Annotated in this window: 19 protein-coding genes, 8 tRNA genes and 3 pseudogenes; 21 read left to right on the forward strand and 9 right to left on the reverse strand. The window is 44.0% G+C overall.

The annotated features are described in order from the left end of the window. A pseudogene (locus tag FTU40_RS14120) lies at positions 1-104 on the forward strand (IS982 family transposase); the annotation flags it as partial. A gap of 24 nt (positions 105-128) precedes the next feature. Here the strand turns inward: FTU40_RS14120 and dapE are convergent. The 3 genes from dapE to FTU40_RS14135 all read right to left on the reverse strand — a co-directional run bounded on the left by dapE (position 129) and on the right by FTU40_RS14135 (position 2527). Continuing rightward, positions 129-1265 carry a succinyl-diaminopimelate desuccinylase gene (dapE, locus tag FTU40_RS14125; RefSeq protein ID WP_159138274.1) on the reverse strand — a complete coding sequence of 379 codons (1137 nt, stop codon included), beginning with the start codon at positions 1263-1265 and terminating at the stop codon, positions 129-131. A gap of 121 nt (positions 1266-1386) precedes the next feature. Next, positions 1387-1539, reverse strand: a complete 153-nt coding sequence (locus tag FTU40_RS14130) for an entericidin A/B family lipoprotein (RefSeq protein WP_004280704.1) — start codon at positions 1537-1539, stop codon at positions 1387-1389. Positions 1540-1651: 112 nt separating this feature from the next. Then, a complete protein-coding gene (locus FTU40_RS14135) occupies positions 1652-2527 on the reverse strand; it encodes a DUF1853 family protein (protein WP_074383435.1) in 876 nt (291 codons plus the stop codon). 87 nt (positions 2528-2614) lie between these two features. Between FTU40_RS14135 and FTU40_RS14140 the strand changes: the two genes are divergently transcribed. From FTU40_RS14140 to FTU40_RS14190, 11 genes are all read left to right on the forward strand, one after another. Further along, positions 2615-3073: a YbaN family protein gene (locus tag FTU40_RS14140; RefSeq protein ID WP_100329126.1), complete on the forward strand. Its 459-nt coding sequence runs from the start codon at positions 2615-2617 to the stop codon at positions 3071-3073. Beyond that, positions 3070-3603: a cell wall-recycling L,D-carboxypeptidase ElsL gene (elsL, locus tag FTU40_RS14145; RefSeq protein WP_005097834.1), complete on the forward strand. Its 534-nt coding sequence runs from the start codon at positions 3070-3072 to the stop codon at positions 3601-3603. Before FTU40_RS14140 ends, elsL begins: the two co-directional genes overlap by 4 nt. A 496-nt stretch (positions 3604-4099) precedes the next feature. Continuing rightward, positions 4100-4175, forward strand: a tRNA-Val gene (locus FTU40_RS14150). A 28-nt stretch (positions 4176-4203) separates the two neighbouring features. Next, positions 4204-4280: transfer RNA gene (locus FTU40_RS14155), tRNA-Asp, on the forward strand. Positions 4281-4328: 48 nt separating this feature from the next. Further along, positions 4329-4405: transfer RNA gene (locus FTU40_RS14160), tRNA-Asp, on the forward strand. 21 nt (positions 4406-4426) lie between these two features. Continuing rightward, positions 4427-4502: transfer RNA gene (locus FTU40_RS14165), tRNA-Val, on the forward strand. 14 nt (positions 4503-4516) lie between these two features. Beyond that, positions 4517-4593: transfer RNA gene (locus tag FTU40_RS14170), tRNA-Asp, on the forward strand. 70 nt (positions 4594-4663) lie between these two features. Further along, positions 4664-4739 (forward strand) — tRNA-Val (locus FTU40_RS14175). 12 nt (positions 4740-4751) lie between these two features. Further along, positions 4752-4828 (forward strand) — tRNA-Asp (locus tag FTU40_RS14180). Between the two features lie 99 nt (positions 4829-4927). Next, positions 4928-5003, forward strand: a tRNA-Val gene (locus FTU40_RS14185). Positions 5004-5074: 71 nt separating this feature from the next. Beyond that, positions 5075-5533 (forward strand): DUF2750 domain-containing protein, encoded by a 459-nt coding sequence (locus FTU40_RS14190; RefSeq protein WP_005097833.1) that lies wholly within the window; start codon positions 5075-5077, stop codon positions 5531-5533. Positions 5534-5557: 24 nt separating this feature from the next. On the opposite strand, the gene FTU40_RS14195 is transcribed toward FTU40_RS14190, so the two are convergent. From FTU40_RS14195 to yccS, 4 genes are all read right to left on the reverse strand, one after another. Further along, the gene (locus FTU40_RS14195; RefSeq protein WP_180041268.1) at positions 5558-6352 is read right to left on the reverse strand and encodes a YdcF family protein; all 795 of its coding nucleotides are present in this window, start codon (positions 6350-6352) and stop codon (positions 5558-5560) included. Positions 6353-6447: 95 nt separating this feature from the next. Continuing rightward, on the reverse strand, positions 6448-9027 hold the full coding sequence (locus FTU40_RS14200) for a sulfite reductase flavoprotein subunit alpha (protein ID WP_179999743.1): 2580 nt from the start codon (positions 9025-9027) through the stop codon (positions 6448-6450). 170 nt (positions 9028-9197) lie between these two features. Next, positions 9198-9758 carry a YcxB family protein gene (locus tag FTU40_RS14205; RefSeq protein ID WP_005169724.1) on the reverse strand — a complete coding sequence of 187 codons (561 nt, stop codon included), beginning with the start codon at positions 9756-9758 and terminating at the stop codon, positions 9198-9200. 85 nt (positions 9759-9843) lie between these two features. Then, the gene (gene yccS, locus FTU40_RS14210) at positions 9844-12018 is read right to left on the reverse strand and encodes a YccS family putative transporter (RefSeq protein ID WP_159138270.1); all 2175 of its coding nucleotides are present in this window, start codon (positions 12016-12018) and stop codon (positions 9844-9846) included. Between the two features lie 139 nt (positions 12019-12157). Here yccS and FTU40_RS14215 point away from each other — a divergent pair, with 139 nt between their 5' ends. Next, positions 12158-13375 carry a multidrug effflux MFS transporter gene (locus FTU40_RS14215; RefSeq protein ID WP_100355565.1) on the forward strand — a complete coding sequence of 406 codons (1218 nt, stop codon included), beginning with the start codon at positions 12158-12160 and terminating at the stop codon, positions 13373-13375. Positions 13376-13454: 79 nt separating this feature from the next. Here the strand turns inward: FTU40_RS14215 and FTU40_RS14220 are convergent, their stop codons facing one another. Then, the gene (locus FTU40_RS14220) at positions 13455-14162 is read right to left on the reverse strand and encodes a nitroreductase (RefSeq protein WP_180041270.1); all 708 of its coding nucleotides are present in this window, start codon (positions 14160-14162) and stop codon (positions 13455-13457) included. Positions 14163-15075: 913 nt separating this feature from the next. On the opposite strand from FTU40_RS14220, the gene gltS reads away from it, so the two are divergent. Both gltS and FTU40_RS14230 read left to right on the forward strand, forming a co-directional pair. Beyond that, positions 15076-16314: a sodium/glutamate symporter gene (gltS, locus tag FTU40_RS14225; RefSeq protein WP_100355594.1), complete on the forward strand. Its 1239-nt coding sequence runs from the start codon at positions 15076-15078 to the stop codon at positions 16312-16314. Positions 16315-16359: 45 nt separating this feature from the next. Then, the gene (locus FTU40_RS14230) at positions 16360-17835 is read left to right on the forward strand and encodes a sodium:alanine symporter family protein (protein ID WP_180041272.1); all 1476 of its coding nucleotides are present in this window, start codon (positions 16360-16362) and stop codon (positions 17833-17835) included. Positions 17836-17889: 54 nt separating this feature from the next. Here FTU40_RS14230 and chrA read toward each other — a convergent pair whose 3' ends face one another. Further along, positions 17890-19098, reverse strand: a complete 1209-nt coding sequence (gene chrA / locus FTU40_RS14235; protein ID WP_180041274.1) for a chromate efflux transporter — start codon at positions 19096-19098, stop codon at positions 17890-17892. A 122-nt stretch (positions 19099-19220) separates the two neighbouring features. On the opposite strand from chrA, the gene FTU40_RS14240 reads away from it, so the two are divergent. The 6 genes and pseudogenes from FTU40_RS14240 to FTU40_RS14265 form a co-directional block, all read left to right on the forward strand. Then, positions 19221-20225 carry a patatin-like phospholipase family protein gene (locus FTU40_RS14240; RefSeq protein ID WP_005169741.1) on the forward strand — a complete coding sequence of 335 codons (1005 nt, stop codon included), beginning with the start codon at positions 19221-19223 and terminating at the stop codon, positions 20223-20225. A 345-nt stretch (positions 20226-20570) separates the two neighbouring features. Continuing rightward, positions 20571-20747: a hypothetical protein gene (locus FTU40_RS14245; protein WP_005097818.1), complete on the forward strand. Its 177-nt coding sequence runs from the start codon at positions 20571-20573 to the stop codon at positions 20745-20747. Positions 20748-21036: 289 nt separating this feature from the next. Continuing rightward, positions 21037-21558, forward strand: coding sequence for an acyl-CoA thioesterase (locus FTU40_RS14250; protein ID WP_004280680.1), 522 nt, complete (start codon positions 21037-21039; stop codon positions 21556-21558). A 496-nt stretch (positions 21559-22054) separates the two neighbouring features. Then, positions 22055-22618: a TetR/AcrR family transcriptional regulator gene (locus tag FTU40_RS14255; protein WP_180041276.1), complete on the forward strand. Its 564-nt coding sequence runs from the start codon at positions 22055-22057 to the stop codon at positions 22616-22618. 31 nt (positions 22619-22649) lie between these two features. Further along, positions 22650-23174, forward strand: a pseudogene (locus tag FTU40_RS14260) (MFS transporter); the annotation flags it as partial. A 54-nt stretch (positions 23175-23228) separates the two neighbouring features. Next, a pseudogene (locus tag FTU40_RS14265) lies at positions 23229-23433 on the forward strand (IS701 family transposase); the annotation flags it as partial.

Here is a 23433-nt window from a genome sequence, read left to right on the forward strand (position 1 = left end):
GTCATCGTTCGGTGAATAACTTTATGGTGAATATTATGGCTGCTATAGTGGCTTATTGCTTAAATCCAAATAAGCCAACTTTCCAAAACTTGCTAAAAAGCTAAAATATTTCATCGAACTCAGGTTACTTAATTGGCGAGTAAATTTACCAAAATCTGTTCATAAATTTCAGCCAGTGGCTCCAGATCGGCAATATCAACATGCTCATTGATCTGGTGAATAGTGGCATTTAACACCCCAAGTTCCAGTACCTGTGCGCCTGTAGGTGCAATAAAGCGGCCATCCGAGGTTCCACCAGAAGTAGAAAGCTCGGTTTCAGTGCCTGTGACATTTAGAATAGCGGTTTTAGCTGCATTGACCAGCTCGCCGACCGGGGTCAGAAATGGCAAGCCAGATAAAGTCCAGGAAATATCATAATCCACACCGTGACGATCCAGAATTTCCACAGTACGTGCTTTAAGTTCTTCGGCAGTCACTTCAGTTGAATAACGGAAGTTAAATAGCAGATTCATGCTACCCGGAACAACATTGGTTGCGCCTGTACCCGAATTGATATTGGAAATCTGGAAAGTGGTTGCCGGGAAATATTCATTGCCATGGTCCCAGACGGTGTCACACAGCTCGGCAATCGCTTTAGAGGCGCTATGAATCGGGTTCACTGCCAGATGCGGATATGCCACATGACCTTGTTTGCCTATTACCGTGAGATTGGCATTTAAAGAACCGCGACGGCCATTTTTGACAATATCCCCCAGTTTATGGGTACTTGACGGTTCACCGACCAGACACCAGGTAATTTTTTCATTACGCGCTTCCAGGGTTTCAATGACCTTGACTGTACCATTAATTGATGGGCCTTCCTCATCTGACGTAATCAGGTAAGCAATTGAACCTTTATGATTTGGGTATTTTTCTACAAAACGTTCTGTCGCTACGATCATAGCTGCCAAAGCCGTTTTCATGTCGGCACTGCCACGACCATAAAGTTTACCTTCACGGATTTCGGGTAAAAATGGATCTGAGTTCCAGTCATCCAGGTTGCCCGTTGGCACCACATCGGTATGGCCAGCGAAACAGAAGACCGGACCTTCTGTGCCTTTGCGTGCCCAGATATTATCGACATCTTCAAAACGCATGGATTCAATATTGAAACCAATCTTTTTTAAACGTTCCGCCATAATATTCTGGCAGTCATGATCAATGGGGGTGACAGAAGGCTGACGTAATAGTTGCAGGCTTAAATCGAGAGTAGCGGAAGAGCTCATGCGGTTTTCAACAGTCGATAATTTTCTCGGCTCTATAATAGGCGAATATCGGCTTGAATGTGAACGATCGATATAAAAAAACCCTATCTGAGATAGGGTTCTATGAGCATTTAAGAAAAAACTAGTTTTGACGGATTTCGTCAGAGGTTTTTTCAGCAGTATTGGTTACCGCATCGCCCGCCTTAGACACGTCTTTGCCCATACCTTTTACGGTGTTACAGCCAGTTAATACAAAAGCCATCATTAATGAAGCAGCAAGAATTTTTTTCATCATCATCTCCGTATAATCAATAATAAAATTATTATGATGTGGAACTTAGAGTAGAAAATATACGCACTAAAAAATATGTGGTTTTCATAGTGCTTCGGTTAATAAATGTAATGCTTTATAGGGGCTTATGTGATGGATACTGGCTTAGTACCGGTTGGCGATACATATAGAAGTCATTGCGATCGATTTTTTTATAGAGACCATCCGTCCACCAGGTCGCAGTCAAACTGCTTGGCTGGGCTTGCGGATAAATCCATTCATGCCGTTGCAGGCGATAGAACGCATCTTGTGCAGCAGGAATATGCTGTCCCCATAGACCTAGGCGACGCTCGGTATTGATCCAGGTGGGAATAGGCTGGTCAGCATGATGGGTCGGCAGATACAACTGTCCCTTCATCACACAAAAACGTTTTTGAATAGAATGTGCTAAAGCTTCATCAAATTGGAACTGTTTTTGTGTGAAATGGTTCATTTTTCTGATTAAGGTATCGGTGCGGTTCAAACCGTACCAATGCGGCAGACTAAAATCTGCTTCGGCCAGATAATATTTCAGGGCAATTTCCCAGTGTTCAACCAGTCCGGTATCGGTATTAAGGACTAGGAAATCCAGTTCACCCAAGGTTTTTGCACCCTCAATTTGCTGAATACTATGACCGAGTAGCCGATAGGGATGATAAGCATCGTCGAGTAACCAGAACCAGACCAGCATTTCAAAGCGCAGCCCCAAACGCGTGCTTTTCAGTTGCTGCACAAACTCGATTAATTCTTCTGGATGCTGATCGAGAAATTCCAAACGTGGATGATACTGGCTAAGATATTGCTGCCAAGTCTGGCTGTCATGCAGCTCAAAGCGATGTATGAGTTCAAGCTCCTCGGGAATACCGGACAGGATATTCGGACTGCCGACAGCAAATGCCAGTTGCCGTACCAGAGGATGTTGATAACGATGCCATGCTTCTACAAGATTTTGGTTTAAACTGGAAAAAGACATGGTACAACCTGTGAAAAGTGCAGAAATACAACGGACAGTATCGGAAAACGCTTTATACTACCTGAATTCTGCGGTTAGGGTTGATGTATGAAAGTGTTGTTTTGGCGGAGTCTGGTGGTGCTGTTTGTGATCCTGGGCTTTATCGGTGCAATCCTGCCGGGTATGCCAACAACGGTCTTTTTGATTCTGGCTGCTTGGGCGGCATCTAAAGGTTGGCCACAAATGGATAACTGGTTATTGAACCATCCCAAATATGGCTCGACTTTAAGAGATTGGCGGGCACATGGTACTGTACCGCGTAAGGCCAAATGGCTGGCCAGTATCATGATGCTGATCAGCGGGATTATCATGCTGTTTACTACCGCACCCTTGGCAGTAAAAGCCTTTACCAATATCACCATGCTGATTGTGGCCATCTGGTTATGGCGACGTCCTGAACCGGATCAGGTGATGCTTCATCAAGAAACGATTCATCCTGAAAAGACAGAGATAAAGTTAAAGAAAACAGAGTCAAATAAAGTAGATTCAGAGAATAACAAGTCATGAATACCTTGCATCTGGATCAAGCAGATATCCTGATTGATCTCGCCCAACAAAAGCTGTATTTGCCACGTCTAAACAAGCAATATCTGATTTCCACTGGTAAAAATGGCATTGGTGAAACTGAAAATAGTGGCAAGACCCCACGTGGCTGGCACAAGATCGCTGAAAAGTTTGGTCAGAATGCACCTTTAAACAGTGTATTTATTGCACGTCAGGCGACGGGTGAAATTTATGATGCTGAACTGGCAGCAGAGTTTCCGCAACGTGACTGGATCTTGACCCGTATTTTATGGTTGAGTGGGCTTGAAGCTGGTTTTAATCAAGGCGAGGGCTGCGATACCTATCAACGTTATATCTATATTCATGGCACGCCAGAAACAGAAATGATGGGAGAGCCACTTTCTCATGGCTGTATTCGTATGCGTAATCTGGAGGTCGCTGAACTCTTTGACCTGGTGGGTGAGAATGCCTTGGTGTATATCTCGGAACATGCATTAGATTCAAAAATGCTGAAGGGTGTGCATACTGAATAATGAATCGATCTTTAATGTCATGTGAAAATGATTTTGTTTTTACGGGCGGGATGAGATGATTTAATACAGTTTAAGACATTTATTAATCTGATCCAGATCCTATTTTTACAGCATGAAACGGGTTGAATCATCGTCTAAAGCTAAACTTTATCGCTATTTTTCACATAAAAATAAATGACAGTTGAAAGATTACATGAACACAACGCCGAGTAATTTTAAAGCTTTGTATAATTCTTGATCGGAACTAAAGCATACTGCCTGAGTGAGTCTGAAATCTCGCAAGAGAAGACAGGAAATTTTGTTGTGATTTTCATTTTGGAAATTAAAAAATTTCGGTAGAGACTTAAAAAATAAACAAAAAGTGTTGTTTTTTTTAACAAACAACCTATTTTTTAATCACTCACACCTAAAAAGTGGAAAACATTCCGAAAAGCGTTTGACAGGCTGTGCAGATTCTCTATAATGCACCCATCAAACGATGATAGACGTTTAGAAAGGGCGCTTAGCTCAGTTGGTAGAGCGTCTGCCTTACAAGCAGAATGTCGGCGGTTCGATCCCGTCAGCGCCCACCAAGCTCTTTCATGTTGAGACCTTATAGTTGCAGCGGTAGTTCAGTTGGTTAGAATACCGGCCTGTCACGCCGGGGGTCGCGGGTTCGAGCCCCGTCCGCTGCGCCACTTTAAGATCTTGATTCTCGTTTGCCACAATAGCGACATTGTGTAAATGCAGCGGTAGTTCAGTTGGTTAGAATATCGGCCTGTCACGCCGAGGGTCGCGGGTTCGAGTCCCGTCCGCTGCGCCATTTATACGATAGACCTTTTGAGGGCGCTTAGCTCAGTTGGTAGAGCGTCTGCCTTACAAGCAGAATGTCGGCGGTTCGATCCCGTCAGCGCCCACCATAATCTTTTGCGATGCAGCGGTAGTTCAGTTGGTTAGAATACCGGCCTGTCACGCCGGGGGTCGCGGGTTCGAGCCCCGTCCGCTGCGCCATTTCAAAAGAAATTAAATTTAGGTCCCTGAGCTTAAATTTGATTAAACTAAAGATTGACACTCTTTATCAGGGCGCTTAGCTCAGTTGGTAGAGCGTCTGCCTTACAAGCAGAATGTCGGCGGTTCGATCCCGTCAGCGCCCACCAGATTCTTACGATGCAGCGGTAGTTCAGTTGGTTAGAATACCGGCCTGTCACGCCGGGGGTCGCGGGTTCGAGCCCCGTCCGCTGCGCCATCCTAAGATGAGAAGCTTGGATTCCTGAGATCTGAGTGTTCAATATACCAAGACATTCCTTGTCTTGCGTCATTAAAAACAACGCTGTTGTTTTTCTCAGGGCGCTTAGCTCAGTTGGTAGAGCGTCTGCCTTACAAGCAGAATGTCGGCGGTTCGATCCCGTCAGCGCCCACCATATCTTTCTTGCCTAAACACTGAACATTTTATAGAATTTGAAGTCTATAATAATTTGAAGGTTTCACGACGATGAGAAATCCATATCAGCGCAAGGCAGCGACCAAATCTCAAACTACATACGACCCCCAACACCTTTATAAACAGTATATTGAATCGATTGTCGCGAATGCCGGCATTTTTGCGCTTTATCAGGATGGCTGGGCTTTGTGTGCGACCCCTACTGGACAGCGTGCATTTGCTTGCTGGCACAGTAAAGGTCTGGCTCGTCTGCTGATTAAAGACAATTGGGTGAATTACGATATTCAGGAAATTGGTCTCAAGGATTTTGTAGAGAAAGTGATTCCGTTTTTACGTCAGGAAAGTACCATTGTGTCTCTTGATCTGACGCCAGAAGGGCAGAATATTCTGGTGGCACCGGAAAAATTATTACTGGATATCAAAAATTATCTGTATCAGATCTATGTGCAAAAGCCGGAACTTTTTAAAAATCCGGATATGCCTTTGCCAAGACACATTCGTTTAAATTAATTTTCTTGTTGTTAAACAGCTTGTTTATTGGAACAGTGAATATTCATTCAGCAGCCAGCCATTAATCAACGCAAAATATTCACGTAGCCATGAATTGTAGCGAGCATTCTGAGGAGTGCTGGCACTCAGACTGATCACTTGCTGATAGCCCTGATGTCTGGCAATGGCACGGGCACGCGGGCTATGAAAATCGTTGGTCACAATCACAATAGGCTCATTTCGGCCAATATTCTGTTGTTGCAAGATCGCCTGAGAATATTGCAGGTTCTGTTGGGTGCTTCTGCTTTGATCTTCTACGCGAATCGGGTTTTTGAGCTGCGGATAGGTCGTATGAATATAATATTGCATGACTTCAGCTTCGCTTTGTCTTTCCTGGAAATTTCGTCCTCCGGTCATAATCATCAACGTATCTGGATATTGTTCTGCATATTTTGCTGCAGTATCCAGACGATTTTTTAAGATGGGTGAGGGTTGACCCTGGTTAATCCTACTACCTAATACCAGAATCGCTGTAGCCGGTTGTGCAGGAATATTCGAGTTGATCGACATCTGGATATAAGCGAAGAAAGCCGCGACACTGATGATCCAGAGTAAAAATCCGCCCCAGAGACTGTTCCAGAACAATGTTCTGAGTCGAGAATTTTGTTTCCAGCGCTGAATAGATGAAAAAAGCAGGGCATACAGGATCAGTGCCACACCAATGATGATAGACAGTATGATACCAAAATGCCTTTGGTCCTGATTCAGTAACCAGACGCTATTGATACAGAGGATCAAGCCAAAGATCAGACTGAGACTTCGTTTAAGTTGATTGAGCATCCAAGTTTCCTTTTTTCTTATTCATATTTTTATTATTACTTTTGTATTTTCAAAAACCGGGCTATTGCGCCCGGTTTTTAGTATATCAGTTCATCTTAATATACATCACGGCGATAACGGCCATCCAGACGTAATTGATCGAGCAGCGTTTCACCAAGTATCTCGGTCAGGGCCTGATCGACATCACTGGCCATGCCATTGATGCTACCACAGACATAAATCACTGCGCCTTGGGCAACCCAGGTTTTCAGCTCTTCAGCCTGTTCCCGTAATTTATGATGCACATAGACTTTTTCCTGCTGGTCACGAGAGAACGCAAGATCCAGCCGTTTCAGGGTTCCCATTTGCAACCAGGCCTGAATGGTTTCTGCAAAGAAGAAATCATGTTCACGCTGACGTTCACCGAAGATCAGCCAGTTTTGGGTGTATTCCTGACGGTTACGGGAGCTGAGCAGACTCATTAAACCAGCAATACCGGTACCATTCCCAATACAAATGATCGGACGGTTATCATCAATCAGGTGGAACGATTCGTTGCTGCGAATGCGTAGCGCAATCGGTGCATTGAGTGCGGCATGCTGGGTTAACCAGCCTGAACCCAGACCTAGATTTCCATTCGCATCAGCTTGCTGACGTACCACCAGACGCAGGACTTGCTGACTTGGAATGCTGGCAATCGAGTATTCACGTGATGCCAAAGCCGGTAATTGCTTGAGGAGCTGATCCATTGAATCAAAAGGTTCTGCCTGAGTCAGATCACGATCCCAAAGCGCGCGCTCAATGCTTTGCTGCATAGAAGGCACTTGTGTGCCGGCAGCAATATTGTGTTGTTGCATAAATGCCTGAATACGTTCCGGACTGTTAGCTGGCTGAATCTCGGCAATATCACCTGCTTGCCAGATTGCTTCATGCTCAGGAATCAGTTCGATATTAAAGGCAGGAGCACCCAGACTACCTGGATTGAGGATTTCACGTTGAGTCAGTGTCCACTGATCAAAGGTTTTATCGATACCCATGGCTTGCAGTTCAAGGCGAGTTACTTGTGCCAGTGCAGTATTCCATTGCTGGATGTGCTCATTATTGGCATTATCCACTTCAATGGTAGTGAATAACTGCTGGGCACCATTTTGCTGCAACCACTGGTCAATACGGTGACCAAAACTGCAATAGCTATCCGGATATTCTTGAGAACCGAGCGCCAACACCGCATAATTTAAATGCCGCAAATCAGCTTTGCCAGACAGGATTTTTTTCTCAAAAGAAGAGGCCAGATCAGGTGCTTCACCTGTGCCATAAGTACTGGCAACAAATAATACTTGCTCAGTTTGCTGTAAATCGGCAAGCGTCAGTTGTTGTACCGCTTTTACTGTTGCCGGTTGACGTGCTTCCTGCAGGGCAGTTGCTGTACGCCAAGCCAGTTGTTCTGAGACACCTGTTTGTGATGCATAAGCAATTAGCCAAGGTTTGGCATTTTCATCTAAGTCAACTGGAGTGACACCCTGACGCGCTGCCAGCGTTAAGCGCTTCTGTTTACGACGTTTCAGATACAGCATCCAGCCTGTCACAAAGAATAATGGCATTAACAAGGCTGCGACCATGGCAAAGAACTGGTAGATCGGGCCGAAGAAGCTGCCACGATGCACCGGTAACATGCTGCTCATGATCTTTTCATTGAGCTTTTTATCTTCATAGAGCTCAACTTCTGTAAATTCGGCTGTCTGGTAATTATAAGTGGCACTGTTCCGCGCACGTTCATGTTGGGCAACCGGATCGACAAAGCTGAGCTGCATGCTGCCGTCGGGTTTTTTGGGAAGATTAAAGGTTACTGTGGAATATTTATCTGAAAATTCAGTATTAAAGCCAGTCCAGCTCAAATCTAGCGCGCGGCTAATCTGTTCTGGATTCATGCCTTCTTCGCGTCCTTCACCACGTGGGCCGCGTTCGCCACCTTGACGTCCTTCACCACGATTATTGCCCGCATTGGCTTGCATGGTAGGCTGTGGACGTTCAACGCCGAGAACTTTAAACATCCCGCTACGCCACCAGTCATAGGACCAGTACAGGCCGGTACAAGCCAGAATCAGGTAGAAAATCACCACCCAGGTTCCCACAACAGCATGCAGATCCCAGATAAAATTACGGCCTTTCAGCTTGGGTTTTACAAAGAACCATTGCTTGATCGAATGACGCTTTGGCCAGCGTAGGTAAAGACCGGACAAGACGAAAAAGATCAGCATTAAAGTACAAGCACCGGTAATCTGTTTGCCGACCGGGCCAACCGTTAAATTACGATGCAGTTGCTGAATAAACTGGAAAAATTCCCGACCCTTAATTTCAGGCAAAACTTCGGCAGTATAGGGATTGATCAGGATGTTATGACCACGCCGTGCTCCCTCTTTGGCAATATTTACAGTACTTGAAGCACTTGGATCTTGTGCCACGCTAATACTGTTAATCTTCATCTCTGGAGTGGTATTTTGAAAATGCTGATACAGCTGAGCAGGCGTAAGTTTGTCACCTTGCTGAACCTGAACCGTATAACTGTCGTTATTTATCCATTTTAAGATTTGTTGTTCATAGGAATAAATTGCGCCAGTGACGCCCATCAAAGAGAGGATTAAACCTGCTGTAATCCCCAGAAACCAGTGGATTTGGAAAAATGTTTTTTTAAACATGGTCGTCAGATTAAGGGTGAGCTTTATAAAAGTGGCCAAATTATAACTGAACTTTAATACTGAATTATAGGTGTTGAGGATAATATTTATTCTCATTATCATTTATTGTTTTAGGATTAAAAAAACCTCCATGCCGGGGCAGGAGGTTTTTTGTTGAAACGTGTACAAGTTTAGATTTGTTTGGCTGCGCCAACTTCTGCTTCTAGATGCTTACGAATCGTGTTAAAAGAAAAGTTTTTGCTGTCCAGACGTTTAGGCAGGATATAAGCACCTTGCTGGCCTTTTACCTTGAAATTGACCAACATGAATTCTGGTGTGTTGTACCATTCATAAATGTCTTTCCAGCTGATCGCACCCACACCTTCCTGCATGCCCATTTTCTGACGCATGATGATGCCGTGCGGTTGTACGCCCAGACGAACACCTTTGATTTCCTGTACCGGAAATTCGTTCATCTTACGTTTAACATACCATTCCAGACCAAAGGTACGGATCAGGTAATACAACACCACACAGGCAATCGCCACCCAGCAGAACACGGTTGAATAGTTCTTGAGAAGCAGAAGGCCCAGAATAGAAAGTGCAACAACAGCACCCATGATCAGCCATGCTTTCATGCCAATTTTATTGGTACTACGCCAGATCACCAGCTGAGCATGACGCTGCTCGGCTTCTGAAATTTCATAGTTCACAGGCTGTAGGGTATAAGCGTATAAATTTTTCGCGGTCATAGTGAAACTAGCAGATTTAAAACTGTAAAAAGTTTAGCATTAATTGTACCAATTCAGTGAGTATATTGTTCCAAAATCATCCAAATTATAATGAACCGAGTTCTGTTGCCTGTTCATCACGCTCATGGCTCAAACTTTGTTTCAATTGGCTCAACTGGTTTAAAATACTGAACATTAAAGACAGCTGCTGCAAAATGATCAGAGATTTCTGATCTTGTTCCTGATCATGTGATAGACGCTGACGAATATGGACAATCATATTTTGCGCCCTGAAATCGGGCGTTTCGTCTCGTAATAATGCACCGCGAATGTTCTCTAATGCATTATCCAGTAAATTCAGAATGTCCTGATCCTCAATTCTTCCCCGGTGCGCACCCAGCGCGGCGATATAACTGATAAAAGTATGGTTCAGACACAGGAACTCAAAGGCCAGCGATTTTTGTACCGGATCAATATCCGGTTCAGTGGCCAGGGTCGAAATGAGTGAAGCCACCTCTGCATCGGTATTGTGGGCAGCACGGCGCACAATCCGATATTTCAGGCCATTATTACGCCCTGATTTATATTGCTCGATCACTTCACTTAAATAGTCCGCTTCTGCCTGCAAGCTGCGTTTGATACTGCGCGGCAAACGTCGGAACTTCCAGTCCGGGAAAATAAAGCTGACCCCGAACCAGGCAATGGCACAGCCAATCAGGGTATCAATCATCCGCGGGATAGCCGCAGCAAAGCCCATACCATCCAGATTGAAGTTGATCAACGCAAGAATCGTGATAAAGGCCGTGGCTTGGGCATACTGTTTACTACGCAATTCAAAGAACAAGATCCCGCTGAACACCAGCAGTAATAATTGTCCTTCGACAGAAGGTACAAAATATAAAATGGCATAACCGAAAATAATACCGACCAAGGTACCGACAATCCGCAGACGTAAACGCCGCTTGGTGGCGTTAAAGTTTGGCTGGCTGACAAACAGTGCAGTTAATAAAATCCAGTAACCATATTCAATATTGCTGACCTGTACAAAGATATAGCTGATCAGCAGCACAATCGACAGGCGGATGGCATGCCGGAACAGCACCGATTCTGGGGTGAGATGCTGTTTAATTCGAACCTTGATGTCATCCCAGCCTTTCAGGTCATCATCTCTGAGCTGGTTTTCGATATGTTTAAAGCGCTCGGCTTTGATACTTTGCTCGGTTTCCAGGTTACGTAACTGGGCATCAATCGATTTCAGGTTCTGAAATAGTGAAAATAAGGCATTAATCCAGACCTGATCATAATGCTGATCCTGACGTAATTTCTCCAGAGACAGCCGAAGATTGTCAAAAGCATGCTTGAAGCGTTTGTTATGTACATAAGGCTTGCGCAGCAGCAAACTTTCGCTCAGGTCCTTGCAGGCTTTGCCCTGAATCGACATGATGCGCTGAAAGCGGAACAGGATGTCGCTGTGCTGGAAAATCTTGGCCAGTTTCTGATAATCAATATGGGCTGAATCGGCACGTTCATGAATATCCTGCGCCACAAAATAATATTGCAGACTGCGACGGGTATCTTTTTGCCCACGGTCGCCTTTTAGACGGGTCAAGAGCGCCGTTTTCATTTCGTTAAAAATGGCAATCAGTTTGCCATTTTCAAGAGAAAGATCAATCATGCTCTGCTGATAACTGGTCGGGGTCATGTCCACATCAAACAGATTGGACTTGGCATATAAAAAGTCACCAAGCGAAGCATAAGAGGTGGCAAGCTTATCTTGTGCCAACCGGGCAGGGAAGACCAGGAAGCTGAGCGTCGACAGAATGCCGTACCACATCGCACCGATGACCAGCAAGCCGGCCTGCTTATACCATTCATCGAACAGTTCGACACCCAGCATGGCATAGACGGAAACCACCAGACAGCCATAAGAAATTGTGGCATAGCGCCTGCCAAGGGAGCCAAGCAGAATCAGGCCAATACAAGAAACAATCAAGGCCAAGGCGAACAGCGGCGGATAAGGATAGAGCAGATAAACGCCAACCGCAGTAATAAAGAAACCCATGTAGGTATATAGCAGATTGAGAATACGCACCGAAAAGCGGTCATCAATATCGCTTAAACCGGCTGCGACCACGCCTAAAGTCAGCGGAATCGTCATCAATTGTTGCCCCATAAAATAGGGAACAAAGGCGGTACCTGCAAATGCCGTCATCATACGCAGGTTATACATCAAGGTCGTATTATAGGTGGTTTGCTTGAGACGAGTGAGCCAAGATTTCAAAGGTCGTCCTTTATACTGCAGTCTTACAGGTGAATCTGAATATGCCAATGAAAAATAGTAGGTTTATAAAATTTCATTTCAAGCTAAATCATACTATGCACTGTGTTAACTTGTCTGCATATTAGCGCTTTAAATCTTCATGCTTATGCCATCGAATAAAATCGTACAACCACCTTATGCCATGTCCTGGATTGTTTTGCTAGCGGCGCTGAGTGCGCTCGGGCCTTTATCCATTGATATGTATCTTTCTGCCTTGCCGGCGATGGCAGCAGATTTTGGCGTCAGTACCCAAATGGTTTCCAATAGCCTGCCGGCTTACTTCTTCGGTCTGGCTGTGGGGCAACTGATTTATGGGCCGATCAGTGACCGGATTGGGCGTAAACCACCGCTGTATTTTGGGCTGTGTTTATACATTGTGGCAAGTCTGCTGTGTGTGTTTGCACAGGATGAATGGAGTCTGATCGCTGCACGGATTCTGCAGGCCTTGGGTGGTTGTGTCGGGGTGGTCATGGCCCGTGCGGCCATTCGTGATCGTCTGGATATGCATTCAGCAGCTCAGGCTTTTGCCAGCATGATGATTGTGACCGCGATTGCACCCATTCTCGCGCCGAGTCTGGGGGCCTGGGTGTTGATGTTTTATGAATGGAATGTGATTTTTTTGGTGCTGATGGGCTGCGGTCTGCTGAGTCTGGCCTGTGTACATTTTCTCTTTAAAGAAACTCTGGAACCAGAGCGCCGTCTCAAGCTGAACGTTCAACAGGTTCTAAGTTTGTACCGTAGCATTTTTCAGGATCAAAGCTTTCGACATCCGCTTTATGCCGGCTGTTTTTCCAGTGCGGTGATGTTCTGTTATATCAGTGCATCTTCGGCCATTTTGATGGATCGTTATCAACTGACTGAGCAGCAGTTTGCCTATGCCTTTGGTGCCAATGCCGTCGGGATCATGTTATTTTCGACCTTGAATAAACGTCTGGCTGGGCGTTTCTCGATATTGCAACGCCTTAAAATCGGCATTGTTCTACAGTTAGTGGGTGTTTTTGTTTTAGTATTGCTTGGCTATCTGGATGTAGATTCTATTGCATTGGTCTTGCTGGGCATGTTTGTCGTGGTGGCGTCGATCGGTTTTACTGGCCCGAATGCTATGGCATTGGCTATGGCGAAGCAGGGTGCACGTGCAGGAACTGCTAGCGCGATTATGGGCAGTATGCAATTTGTCTGTGGCTTATTGGGCGGGCTTTTACTAAATTTTCTGGTTTGGAATGCTTTATTAAATATGGCATTGATTATGCTGGTTTTTGTTTGTATTGCCGTCTGGGCAATTTGTCAACTTGAGCTGCCAGTATTCAAACATGAATAAATGCCTGATCTGGCTCTGGCCAGATAAAATCTAAAGATCTGAAAATAAGGCCAAGTCGATAGACTCAGCCTTGATTCAATCACTCATCAATAAATACAGCGAATTCTTCTACCGGGACACGCGGCGTAATAAAGCTGTTAATGATCTGCTCTGGATCGGCATAGCCCAAGGCCATGCCACAGACCAGTTCTTCATGTTCAGGTGCACCGACCAGATCGAGTACGATGGGATGGAAATGATTCCAGGCGGCCTGCGGGCAAGTGTCCAGACCGCGGGCTTTTGCTGCAATCATGACATTCTGGATCATCATCGAAATATCCATTTTCGAACCAATGGCCAAAGAGCGATGTACGGTAAAAAACAGTCCCACCGGTGCATCAAATAATTCAAAATTACGCAGCTGCTGCCGTGCCATTTTTTCTTTTTCGCCTTTTTGAATATTCAGCAAACCATATAAGCCCCAACCATTTTCACGACGACGTTCAATAAACGGTGAGATCCATTGTTCAGGATAATAGGCAAAAGTTTCTTTGTACTGTCCAGCCAGCTCGGGATTGGCATAGATTTGCATTTGTGCCTGACAGACGCGCTCTACAATTTCATCGCGTTTTTTTCCAGTGACCACATAGACTTTCCAGGGTTGGGTATTGGTTCCGGAAGGTGCACGGCTGGCCACAGTTAAAATCTGTTTCAAGATGTCTGTACTGACCGGCGTATTTAAAAAAGCGCGCACCGAATGGCGAGAGGTGATCGTTTGATCTACAGCATGAACAAGTTTTTGATCCATTTTGATGTCCAATCGAATATCCATATGAAGTTTTGAATGACTATAAACTAAACAAACAGTAGGGTGGACAGAAAAATTAAATCGCGGGCCAGAATGGAAAAAGTATTTATCAGTGAAACAAAAGATTGATATCTAGCTTGATGTTTTAAATAGCCTCAGTCAAATAGCCATGGCATTGGTTAAAAAGCTTTGATGAAATTAAAAATTAGCTTAAAACTCGGATGCTTGAACCATTTGAACATACTAATTGCCTGCACAGATGAAGTGGATTGGGATAGAAAACCATGTTAATTTCATTGAAATTTCTTGGTTTGATAAAGTTTTAAGTAAGAGATTAATATTTTTTTTCGATAACTAGAGAGTTTGACCCTCATCTAAAAACCTTGGACTAATAATTATTTTTTATAGATTGATTAACTATTCTTAATAAAAAACAATAAAACTTTATACAAAGAAACAGCATAATATGCAGCTTTTCATCTTAATCCATGCGCTTTGGGAAAATTCAAGGTCGGCATGCACAAGATTTATTTTAAATAACGCTATTCCAAGTGGCTTGAATTAAGCTAGTCAGGTTAAAAGCGCTCACTAAACCTTGGTGTTTTTTGAGAAGTAGAACACAGTCTTATAGATCTGACTCTTCTGTTAAATTTGTATGCTTATACCATTCATTGACAGCAATAGAGCTTAAATCAAAGCTGTATTTTGGCTTTTATAAATCTCTCATTTGTTGAATATGATCGTGATGATGATATTCATAAGTTTGAAAGAGATGGTGGATCATTTTGTTATTTTAAAAGCATTAGATGAGGTCAGAATATTTTAGGTCGAAATCGATGAGAGATCTAAAGCTCGGTATCTCTGCATCACTTTTAGAATGATAAAAAATCAACATTATCTTGGGCAAAAAATTATGGATTTTACTTTTAACGCATTTTATACCTTGATTGCCGCAGTTATTGTTTTGTTACTCGGCCGATTCCTGGTTAATAAAATCGATTTTTTAAAGCGCTACAATATTCCTGAGCCGGTCGCGGGCGGTTTGGTTGCGGCGATCATCTCATTGCTGGTGCATTCATTGTGGGGATATAGCATCACCACCAGTGCAGAATTACAAACCAGCTTTATGCTGATTTTCTTTGCTTCGATTGGTCTGAGTGCCAACTTTTCCAAGTTGCGTGAAGGCGGGATCGGTCTGGTTATTTTCTTGTTTGCTGTTTCGGCTTTCATTATTTTGCAAAATGCAGTCGGCATGAGTCTGGCCACCTTGCTCGGTATTGACCCATTGATTGGCCTGATTGCAGGTTCAATTACCTTAACCGGTGGTCATGGTACTGCAGGTGCATGGGGCGAGATTTTTGAGGTTGAACATGGCATTCAGGGGGCGCTTGCACTGGGGATGGCCAGTGCTACTTTTGGTCTGATTATCGGTGGGATTATTGGTGGTCCTTTAGCAAAATTGCTGATTAACCGTCATAATCTCGCAATTGCACGTACGGATCAACAAATCGAAAAGCGTGATAGCACGCCAATGGATATCAACTCGACCGAATATATTCCATTTGAATATCCGCATCAGGTGCGTTTAATTACCGCAGATAATGCAATCACGACTTTGGGTCTATTTGCAGGCTGTTTGGCTTTTGCAGAGTTTATGACGGGTTTCAGTAAAGGTACTGCATTTGAACTGCCAACATTCGTGTGGGCATTGGCGGGTGGTGTCATCCTGCGTAATGTACTGGAAGGTATTTTCAAAGTTCAGATTTTCGATCGTGCCATTGATGTGTTCGGTAATGCTTCATTGTCGCTGTACTTGGCGATGGCATTGTTATCATTGAAATTATGGCAATTGGCTGACCTTGCAGGACCACTGATGGTAATTCTGGGTGCACAGACCATCACCATGGCTTTGTATGCCGGTTTTGTAACTTTCCGCCTGATGGGCAAGAACTATGATGCTGCGGTACTTGCAGCAGGTCATTGTGGTTTCGGTATGGGTGCAACTCCAACAGCGGTTGCCAATATGCAGGCGATTACCAATATGTATGGTGCGTCGCATAAGGCCTTCCTGATCGTTCCATTATGTGGGGCGTTCTTCGTTGACTTAATCAATGCTACTGTTATTCAGATGATTTTGAAGTTTTTTGCATAATTTTTATGCCTGATACGATGAGTCATAGGCTCATAAGGATGTGACATGAATGATCAGTTAAATGAAACCTTGCTTGGCTGGATTAATGCCCTGAATGGCCCTTTATGGGACTTTCTAGTGGTGTTTCTGGTCGCAGTCGGTATTTTCTATACGATCATGACCGGTGCAGTACAAATTCGTTTGTTCTGGCACAGCATGAAAGTCATGAAAAATAGCCGTGGCAAGGTTCAGGATACACACGGGATTACCCCGTTTCAGGCCTTTGTCACTGGTCTTGCAAGCCGGGTCGGGGTGGGTAATGTTGCGGGTGTGGCAATTGCCATTGCGATTGGCGGACCGGGCGCGGTGTTCTGGATGTGGGTTACTGCATTTCTGGGTATGAGCTCTGCTTTGGTGGAATCCTCATTGGCGCAATTGTTTAAGGTGCGCGATCATAAAAACCAGCAATTCCGTGGTGGCCCTGCCTATTACATTACTCAGGGTCTAAAACAGAAATGGCTCGGGATTGTCTTTGCAATTGCATTGATCACGACCTATGGCTTTGTGTTTAATGCGGTTCAGGCCAATGCCATTACCGGTGCAACCTCGCATGCCTGGGGCTGGGATCAGGCCAATATCATTTTGCCTTTAGGCGGATTGGATTTTGAAGTTTCCTGGATCGGGCTAGTCTTAGTATTGATTACAGCTACAATCATTTTTGGCGGTATTAAACGTATCGCCAAAGTGGCTGAAAGCTTTGTGCCTTTTATGGCCGTGCTTTATCTGGCGGTGGCCTTGTATATTGCCGTGATCAACTACGAGGTCTTGCCCTCCATTTTTCAGCTGATTTTCAGTAAAGCCTTTGAGTTTGAAGCTGCCGCGGGTGGTTTCTTTGGTGCCATGATTTCTATGGCCATGATGATGGGGATCAAACGCGGTCTGTTCTCTAACGAAGCCGGGATGGGTTCAGCACCGAACGCTGCCGCAGCCTCTGATGTGAAGCATCCGGTCAATCAGGGTCTGGTACAAATGCTCGGGGTATTTGTAGATACCTTTGTGGTGTGTTCATGTACCGCGATTATTATTCTGGTTTCGGGTCTGTATGAAAATGCAGGCTTTGAAGGCGTGACCTTGACCCAGATGGCACTCGAAAGCCAGATTGGTGCCTGGGGTGATGACTTCCTGGCTTTGATTCTGTTCCTGTTTGCCTATTCTTCGATTATTGGTAACTATGCCTATGCCGAAGGAAACGTCCAGTTCATCAATAACAATAGCCGGGTTATGTTGATTTTCCGTTTATTTGTATTGGTGATGGTGTATTTCGGTTCCATCGCCAGCGTGCCATTGATCTGGAATATGGCAGACCTGTTTATGGGCATCATGGCAAGTATTAACTTGATTGCGATTCTGTTGCTGATGCCATTCTTGCTCATGCTACTCAAAGACTATACCGGTCAGTTGAAGCGTGGCGTGAAAGAACCTGAGTTTAAACTGGATAATCATCCTAAGTTTAAAGACAAGGTCAAATCTGATATCTGGTAACCCTGCAAAGCAAAAAGCCCTGATCGTTCAGGGCTTTTTTATGGCTGGAGTATTTTAAAAGAAATTCAAATAACTTTGATAAAAGATAAAACCCAGAATCAGGCTGCACCAGACTGGTAATTTTGAACGGAGTAAAGCAATCATTACCACAACGAACAGCAGGTCGGAGATACTGTTAAAATAACGTTGTGACAGATTCAGGAGCAAAGCCAGTAACAAACCGACTACCGCTGCATTAATTCCCATCACGGCCTGATGGATTTGCCGTTGCTGCAGTAGCCATGACCAGTAGGGCAAGGTGGCAAAGATCAGAAAAAATGAGGGTAAAAAGATTGCACAGGTCGCTAAAAGTACATTCAGCCAGAGATAGGGCGTCCACGGCAGCACAGCGCCCATATAACTGGCAAAACTGAATAGTGGCCCGGGCATGAGCTGGGCAAATGCATAGCCAAGATCAAAAGATTGCGCATTCACTATGCCAGTCGCGACAAAATCCTGATGGAGTAAGGGCAAAATCACATGACCACCACCAAAAACCAGCGAACCGGTCTGATAAAAATCACTCAGGAATTGTAGGCCCGACCCATTCGATAGTTTATCCGCTAGGGGCAGCAGCAAAAATGGCAAGATAAATGCCAGCAGCCAGTAGGGTGCAGCAGCAGATTGCAGATAAGGCGAGCTGATTTCAGTACTGTCACTGTCTTTGGGCTTGTTCGGATTTAATCTGGAAGAATATCCCATCAACATTCCACAAATTGCGCCGAGGATGATGATGAGAATCTGGTTATAACTCACCGAAATTACCGTCAATAATATGACAGACAGCAGCAGGACTGCATATTGCCAGGCCGTTTTACAGCAGCCTCGCAGCATCTGCCAGAATGCCCAGGCAATAACAGAAAATACAATGAGCTGAATGGTATGAAAGCTATTTGAGTTTAGAATATGAACATAGTGTTGACCCAGTAGCGCGACACCAGTCATGAGTATGATCGAGGGCAGGGTGAATCCCAGCCATGCCATCAATGCACCTAGATAACCACGTTGCAGATATCCGATAGACAAACCCACCTGACTACTGCTCGGACCCGGTAAAAGCTGCGCCAAAGCCACCAGTTGACTGTATTGGGTATCATTGAGCCATTGTAGTTGCATCACAAATTTGCGGTGAAAAAATACCAGATGTGCGGCTGGCCCGCCAAATGAAATACAGCCCAGTTGCAGGAAAATCAGAAAAATCCGGTACAGTGAAATGACTGACATAGCATGAAGGGGAAAATGAAGACAAATTACCCGAACTGTATGACAATTTTACGAAATTCTACAGATTATTTAAGCAGGTGTTTATACACTATGCTGCTTTAGTTAATGAGGACATTCTCTACATGCAGAAATATGTGTTGAGTATTGTGGCACTGGGTGCATTCGGCCTGAGTGGTTGTCAAACCACACCGATGACAGTCCAGTCAGCTACCAATCATCTACAACCTGCTGCGCAACGTGGAGAAGCTCAGGCACGTCCGAATCAAATTGATTTTGAAAAGATCAAGCAAACTGAACAGCGTCCGGTCATTGCTCTCGTTTTAGGCAGTGGTGGTGCGCGTGGCTATGCACATATCGGTGCGCTCGAAGTACTGGAACAGGCCGGTATTCGTCCGGATTTTATTGTTGGAACCAGTGCGGGCAGCATCGTCGGATCTATTTATGCCAGTGGTAAACCGGCGATTGAGCTGCGCAATATTGCCTTGAGCATGCGAGCAACCGATGTACGCGATATCAAACTGGATCGAAAAGGTTTTTTTGATGGCAAAAAAGTAGAAGACTATGTCAATTTACAAGTCGATCAAACTCCACTAGAAGCCATGAAAATCCCGATGTTTGTGGTGGCCACAGCACTAAAAGAAGGCAAGAAAGTCGTTTTTAATTACGGCAATACTGGACAGGCAGTACGTGCTTCAGTGTCAATTCCGAGTATGTTTATTCCAACAATAATTGAAGAAAAAGAATATGTCGATGGCGGGCTGGTCAGCCCGGTACCGGTGAATGTGGCACGTGAGCTGGGAGCAGATATTGTGATTGCGGTTGATATTCTGGCACAGCCTATTCATACGGAAACCAGTAATGTCTGGGGACTGTTTAACCAGAATATTAATATTATGCAGCAACACTTGGCACAAGAAGAATTAAAGCATGCCGATGTGGTGATCCAGCCCGATTTACGGGAAAAAGGACATATCTTTGATGTACGTGGCAGAGAATTAACCATGCAGGCCGGCATTGATGCTGCACAGTTAAAACTGATGGATATTTCTCTCGCTTATCAAAAATATAATTATGCTCGCGGCCATCATATTCCGCTCTTTGTGGCTCAGGAACAGCAGCAGCCCTAAAGCATATTGCGGTTAAATTTTTTTGTTCATTTTTTATGAGATCGAACCAGGTAGGCAAAGCTATTGCATCCCTATGCTTTCCAGATTCTGATCTTAACACTGGCTGATCGTTATAAAAGATTAAATCATTGTTTCTGCATATGAATTGGCCAGAATTTTCAGGAGAGATAAACTTTATTTTGACTATAAGTTGTTGAATTATAAATTATATTTTTTTTGGAATAAGTGTTGCTTTTCTAAGTCGAAATTTTAATATTATTATTCCTATACTTAAGTTGATCAAATATTTAAATATTGTTCATGACAGAATGTGCTTTGAAAGATTAATGAATAGATGTAACGACAATGAATCAGATTAAAATTGGACATCAGGTCAAGTTGGCGCAATTTGAACACTATATTTTTACAGTGACAGCTGCACATCCGGATGGTTCTTTCACGGTCACTACCACACTGGATGGTCAGCAAATTCTCAGCTATGAAAATGTCGCCCAGGAAATGTTAAAACCACTCATGCGCTAAATCAGTAATGATTTATCCAACATCTTGAATTATTTTTTGCAAAATGAGAGCGGCCCGAAAAAAACTTGAGCTGGGTAAGCAGATGCTTTGGATCAATAAGTGTTTATTTGTTTGGAACTTAGCTTCTTGCTGAGCCTTGAGATCTGTTAAATATATTTTTTTCTGTATGAGTGCAGTTTCTATATCAATAATTATGATGCTTCATTTGCCGAATTGAACATTTTATTCATGTTAAAAACGCTATAATAATAAGCGATAACCTTGTCATTCAAAGAGTTCAAAGAAAACGATGGCCCCTTTAGATCAAATTGCAGCAGTGTCAGATGACCAGTCAGAGTTAACGATGTCAGTTCTCATGACGCCAGATATGGCAAATTTTTCAGGAAATGTTCATGGTGGAACTATTCTGAAATTACTGGATCAGGTGGCGTATGCATGTGCGAGTCGCTATTCGGGCAGTTATGTCGTGACCTTATCGGTAGACAAGGTAAACTTTAAGGAACCAATTCATGTGGGTGAGCTGGTAACTTTCTTGGCCAGTGTCAACCATGTTGGTCGCACCTCGATGGAAATCGGGATTCGTGTAGAAGCGCAGAATATTCAAAAAAGAACGGTACGCCATACCAATAGCTGTTATTTCACTATGGTAGCCGTAGATGAAAATGGCAAACCGAAACAGATTCCGGCTTTGAACCTGGACAATGACTGGAAACGTTGCCGTTTTGAAGCAGCCGAACAGCGTAAAGTCGCGCGTTTGCAAGAGAATCATCATCCTTCATGCAGTATTTATAAAAAGACTGCACAGAGTTAAGCGGTGATTTAAAAACATCTTCATAAGACTAATGCCAGTCAGTTAACCAATTGACTGGCATTTTCTTTTTTAAATTGAGATTATATGTGATAGGTGGAAAAGTCATCCGCAACTGTTTGAGGCATGGGGTGTATTGCACCGCAAGATTTAAAAAATGATGGTCTCCATGACAAATTTACGAGTCGAGGGTGGCTGACGAGTTTTGCGGTGAGGAATATGACTGCAAGATGCCTTCCTTGCGAAGTTCCGCTGCTCATTTGAATGAAATCAAAGTAACAAATGATATTGAAAATATTTGATTTAAAACCTTAAGACTCCATCATGAATGACTAAGCAGTTAAAGCGTCTATTTTTAAATTCTTTAACTGATCAGCATGACTTTATAAGAGAGTCTTTTTTGCCTTAATTTCAGTTTATGTCTGGAGCTTTATCGTTTTTTGCTCTAATATAAAACGATACGTATCGTATCGATTGTGTTTGAAGATAAGTAGACTTTATGAATCATGACGAAAAAAGCTCACGACGACAGCAATGTATCTTGCAGGCGGTTGCCGATGCATTGGCAGAGGGAGAGTATCATCAACTGACTATTGAGGCTGTTGCAGCACGAGCTGGGGTGGGAAAATCTACGATTTATCGCTGGTGGAAGCATAAATCGGAGCTGGTGCTAGATACCTTCAAACAGCATACGGTCTCAGTTTTTGAGCCTGATCCTGCAAATGACCTGAAAAGTAATCTGATTCGACAGCTAAGCTTGTTGTCTCAGGCGCTCAACCATCCGATTGGTCGGGCTTTACTGGTGGTAATCGCCAATCATCGTGAGCTGGCCGGTGAATTCTTTCAGCAATATTTATTGCCGCGTCGACAGCAGACTCATCAACTGATTCAGCAAGCGATTAAGCGTGACGAGATTCGCGCGGATTATCCTTTTGATCTGATGCTAGACAGTCTGTATGGGCCAATCCATTACCAGATTATCTTTTTTAACCGGATTCCGGATGAACACTATATGCAGAATCTGGTCGAGTTGGCCCTGCATCCTGTGATGATTCAAGCCTAAGTTTGCTCAATTTTCCTAAAAGTTGGTTTTTATGTCCGTAGCCACCGAGCGTCTCTGGAATCGCTCATTTATCTTGTGCTTATGCAATAACTTTTTTCTGTTTGTTTATTATTTTGCCTTACTGACCATCTTGCCGATTTACATCATGAAAGATTTGGGGGGCTCAGTCAAAGAAGCGGGTCTGGCACTGACCTTGTTTCTGGCATCATCAATTGCAGTTCGGCCTTTTTCCGGCATGATCATCGAAAAACTGGGCAAGAAAATCTCGATGCGCGGTGCAGGCGTGATTTTTGCGCTGTTTGCCTTTGGCTATTTGCTCATTGATAGCTTGTGGTCACTGTTGCTGGTGCGATTTCTACATGGCATTTGGTTCAGTATTTTGACCACGGTGGCGGTTCCGGTGGCCAATGAATTTATTCCAGAACAGCGTAAAGGCGAGGGCATGGGCTATTTTGTCATGTCGACCAATCTGGGGGTGGTATTTGGCCCATTGCTGGCCTTGACCGTCATTCAATTCACCAGCTTTAAAAGCTTATTTGGGATTCTGGCTATTATAGGACTTACGCATTGACGGATTTAAAAAAGTCTCAAACTACTTTATAACGTATCTGTGATCAGACGAACTAAACATGCTTCTACAGCAACTTGTACATTACCCATTTATATGGGCTTTCTCATGACAGAACCAAACTCTATTAGCTGCACACAACTTGCCGAGACTTATAATATCTCGCATGATAGTGTAAATCGCTTTCTAGAGCGTGAAGACTACACACCTCACGACCTATATCAAGAATCAATTCAACATATTGATA

The sequence above is a fragment of the Acinetobacter sp. YH12100 genome, from assembly GCF_013419135.1.
Lineage (GTDB): Bacteria > Pseudomonadota > Gammaproteobacteria > Pseudomonadales > Moraxellaceae > Acinetobacter > Acinetobacter pseudolwoffii.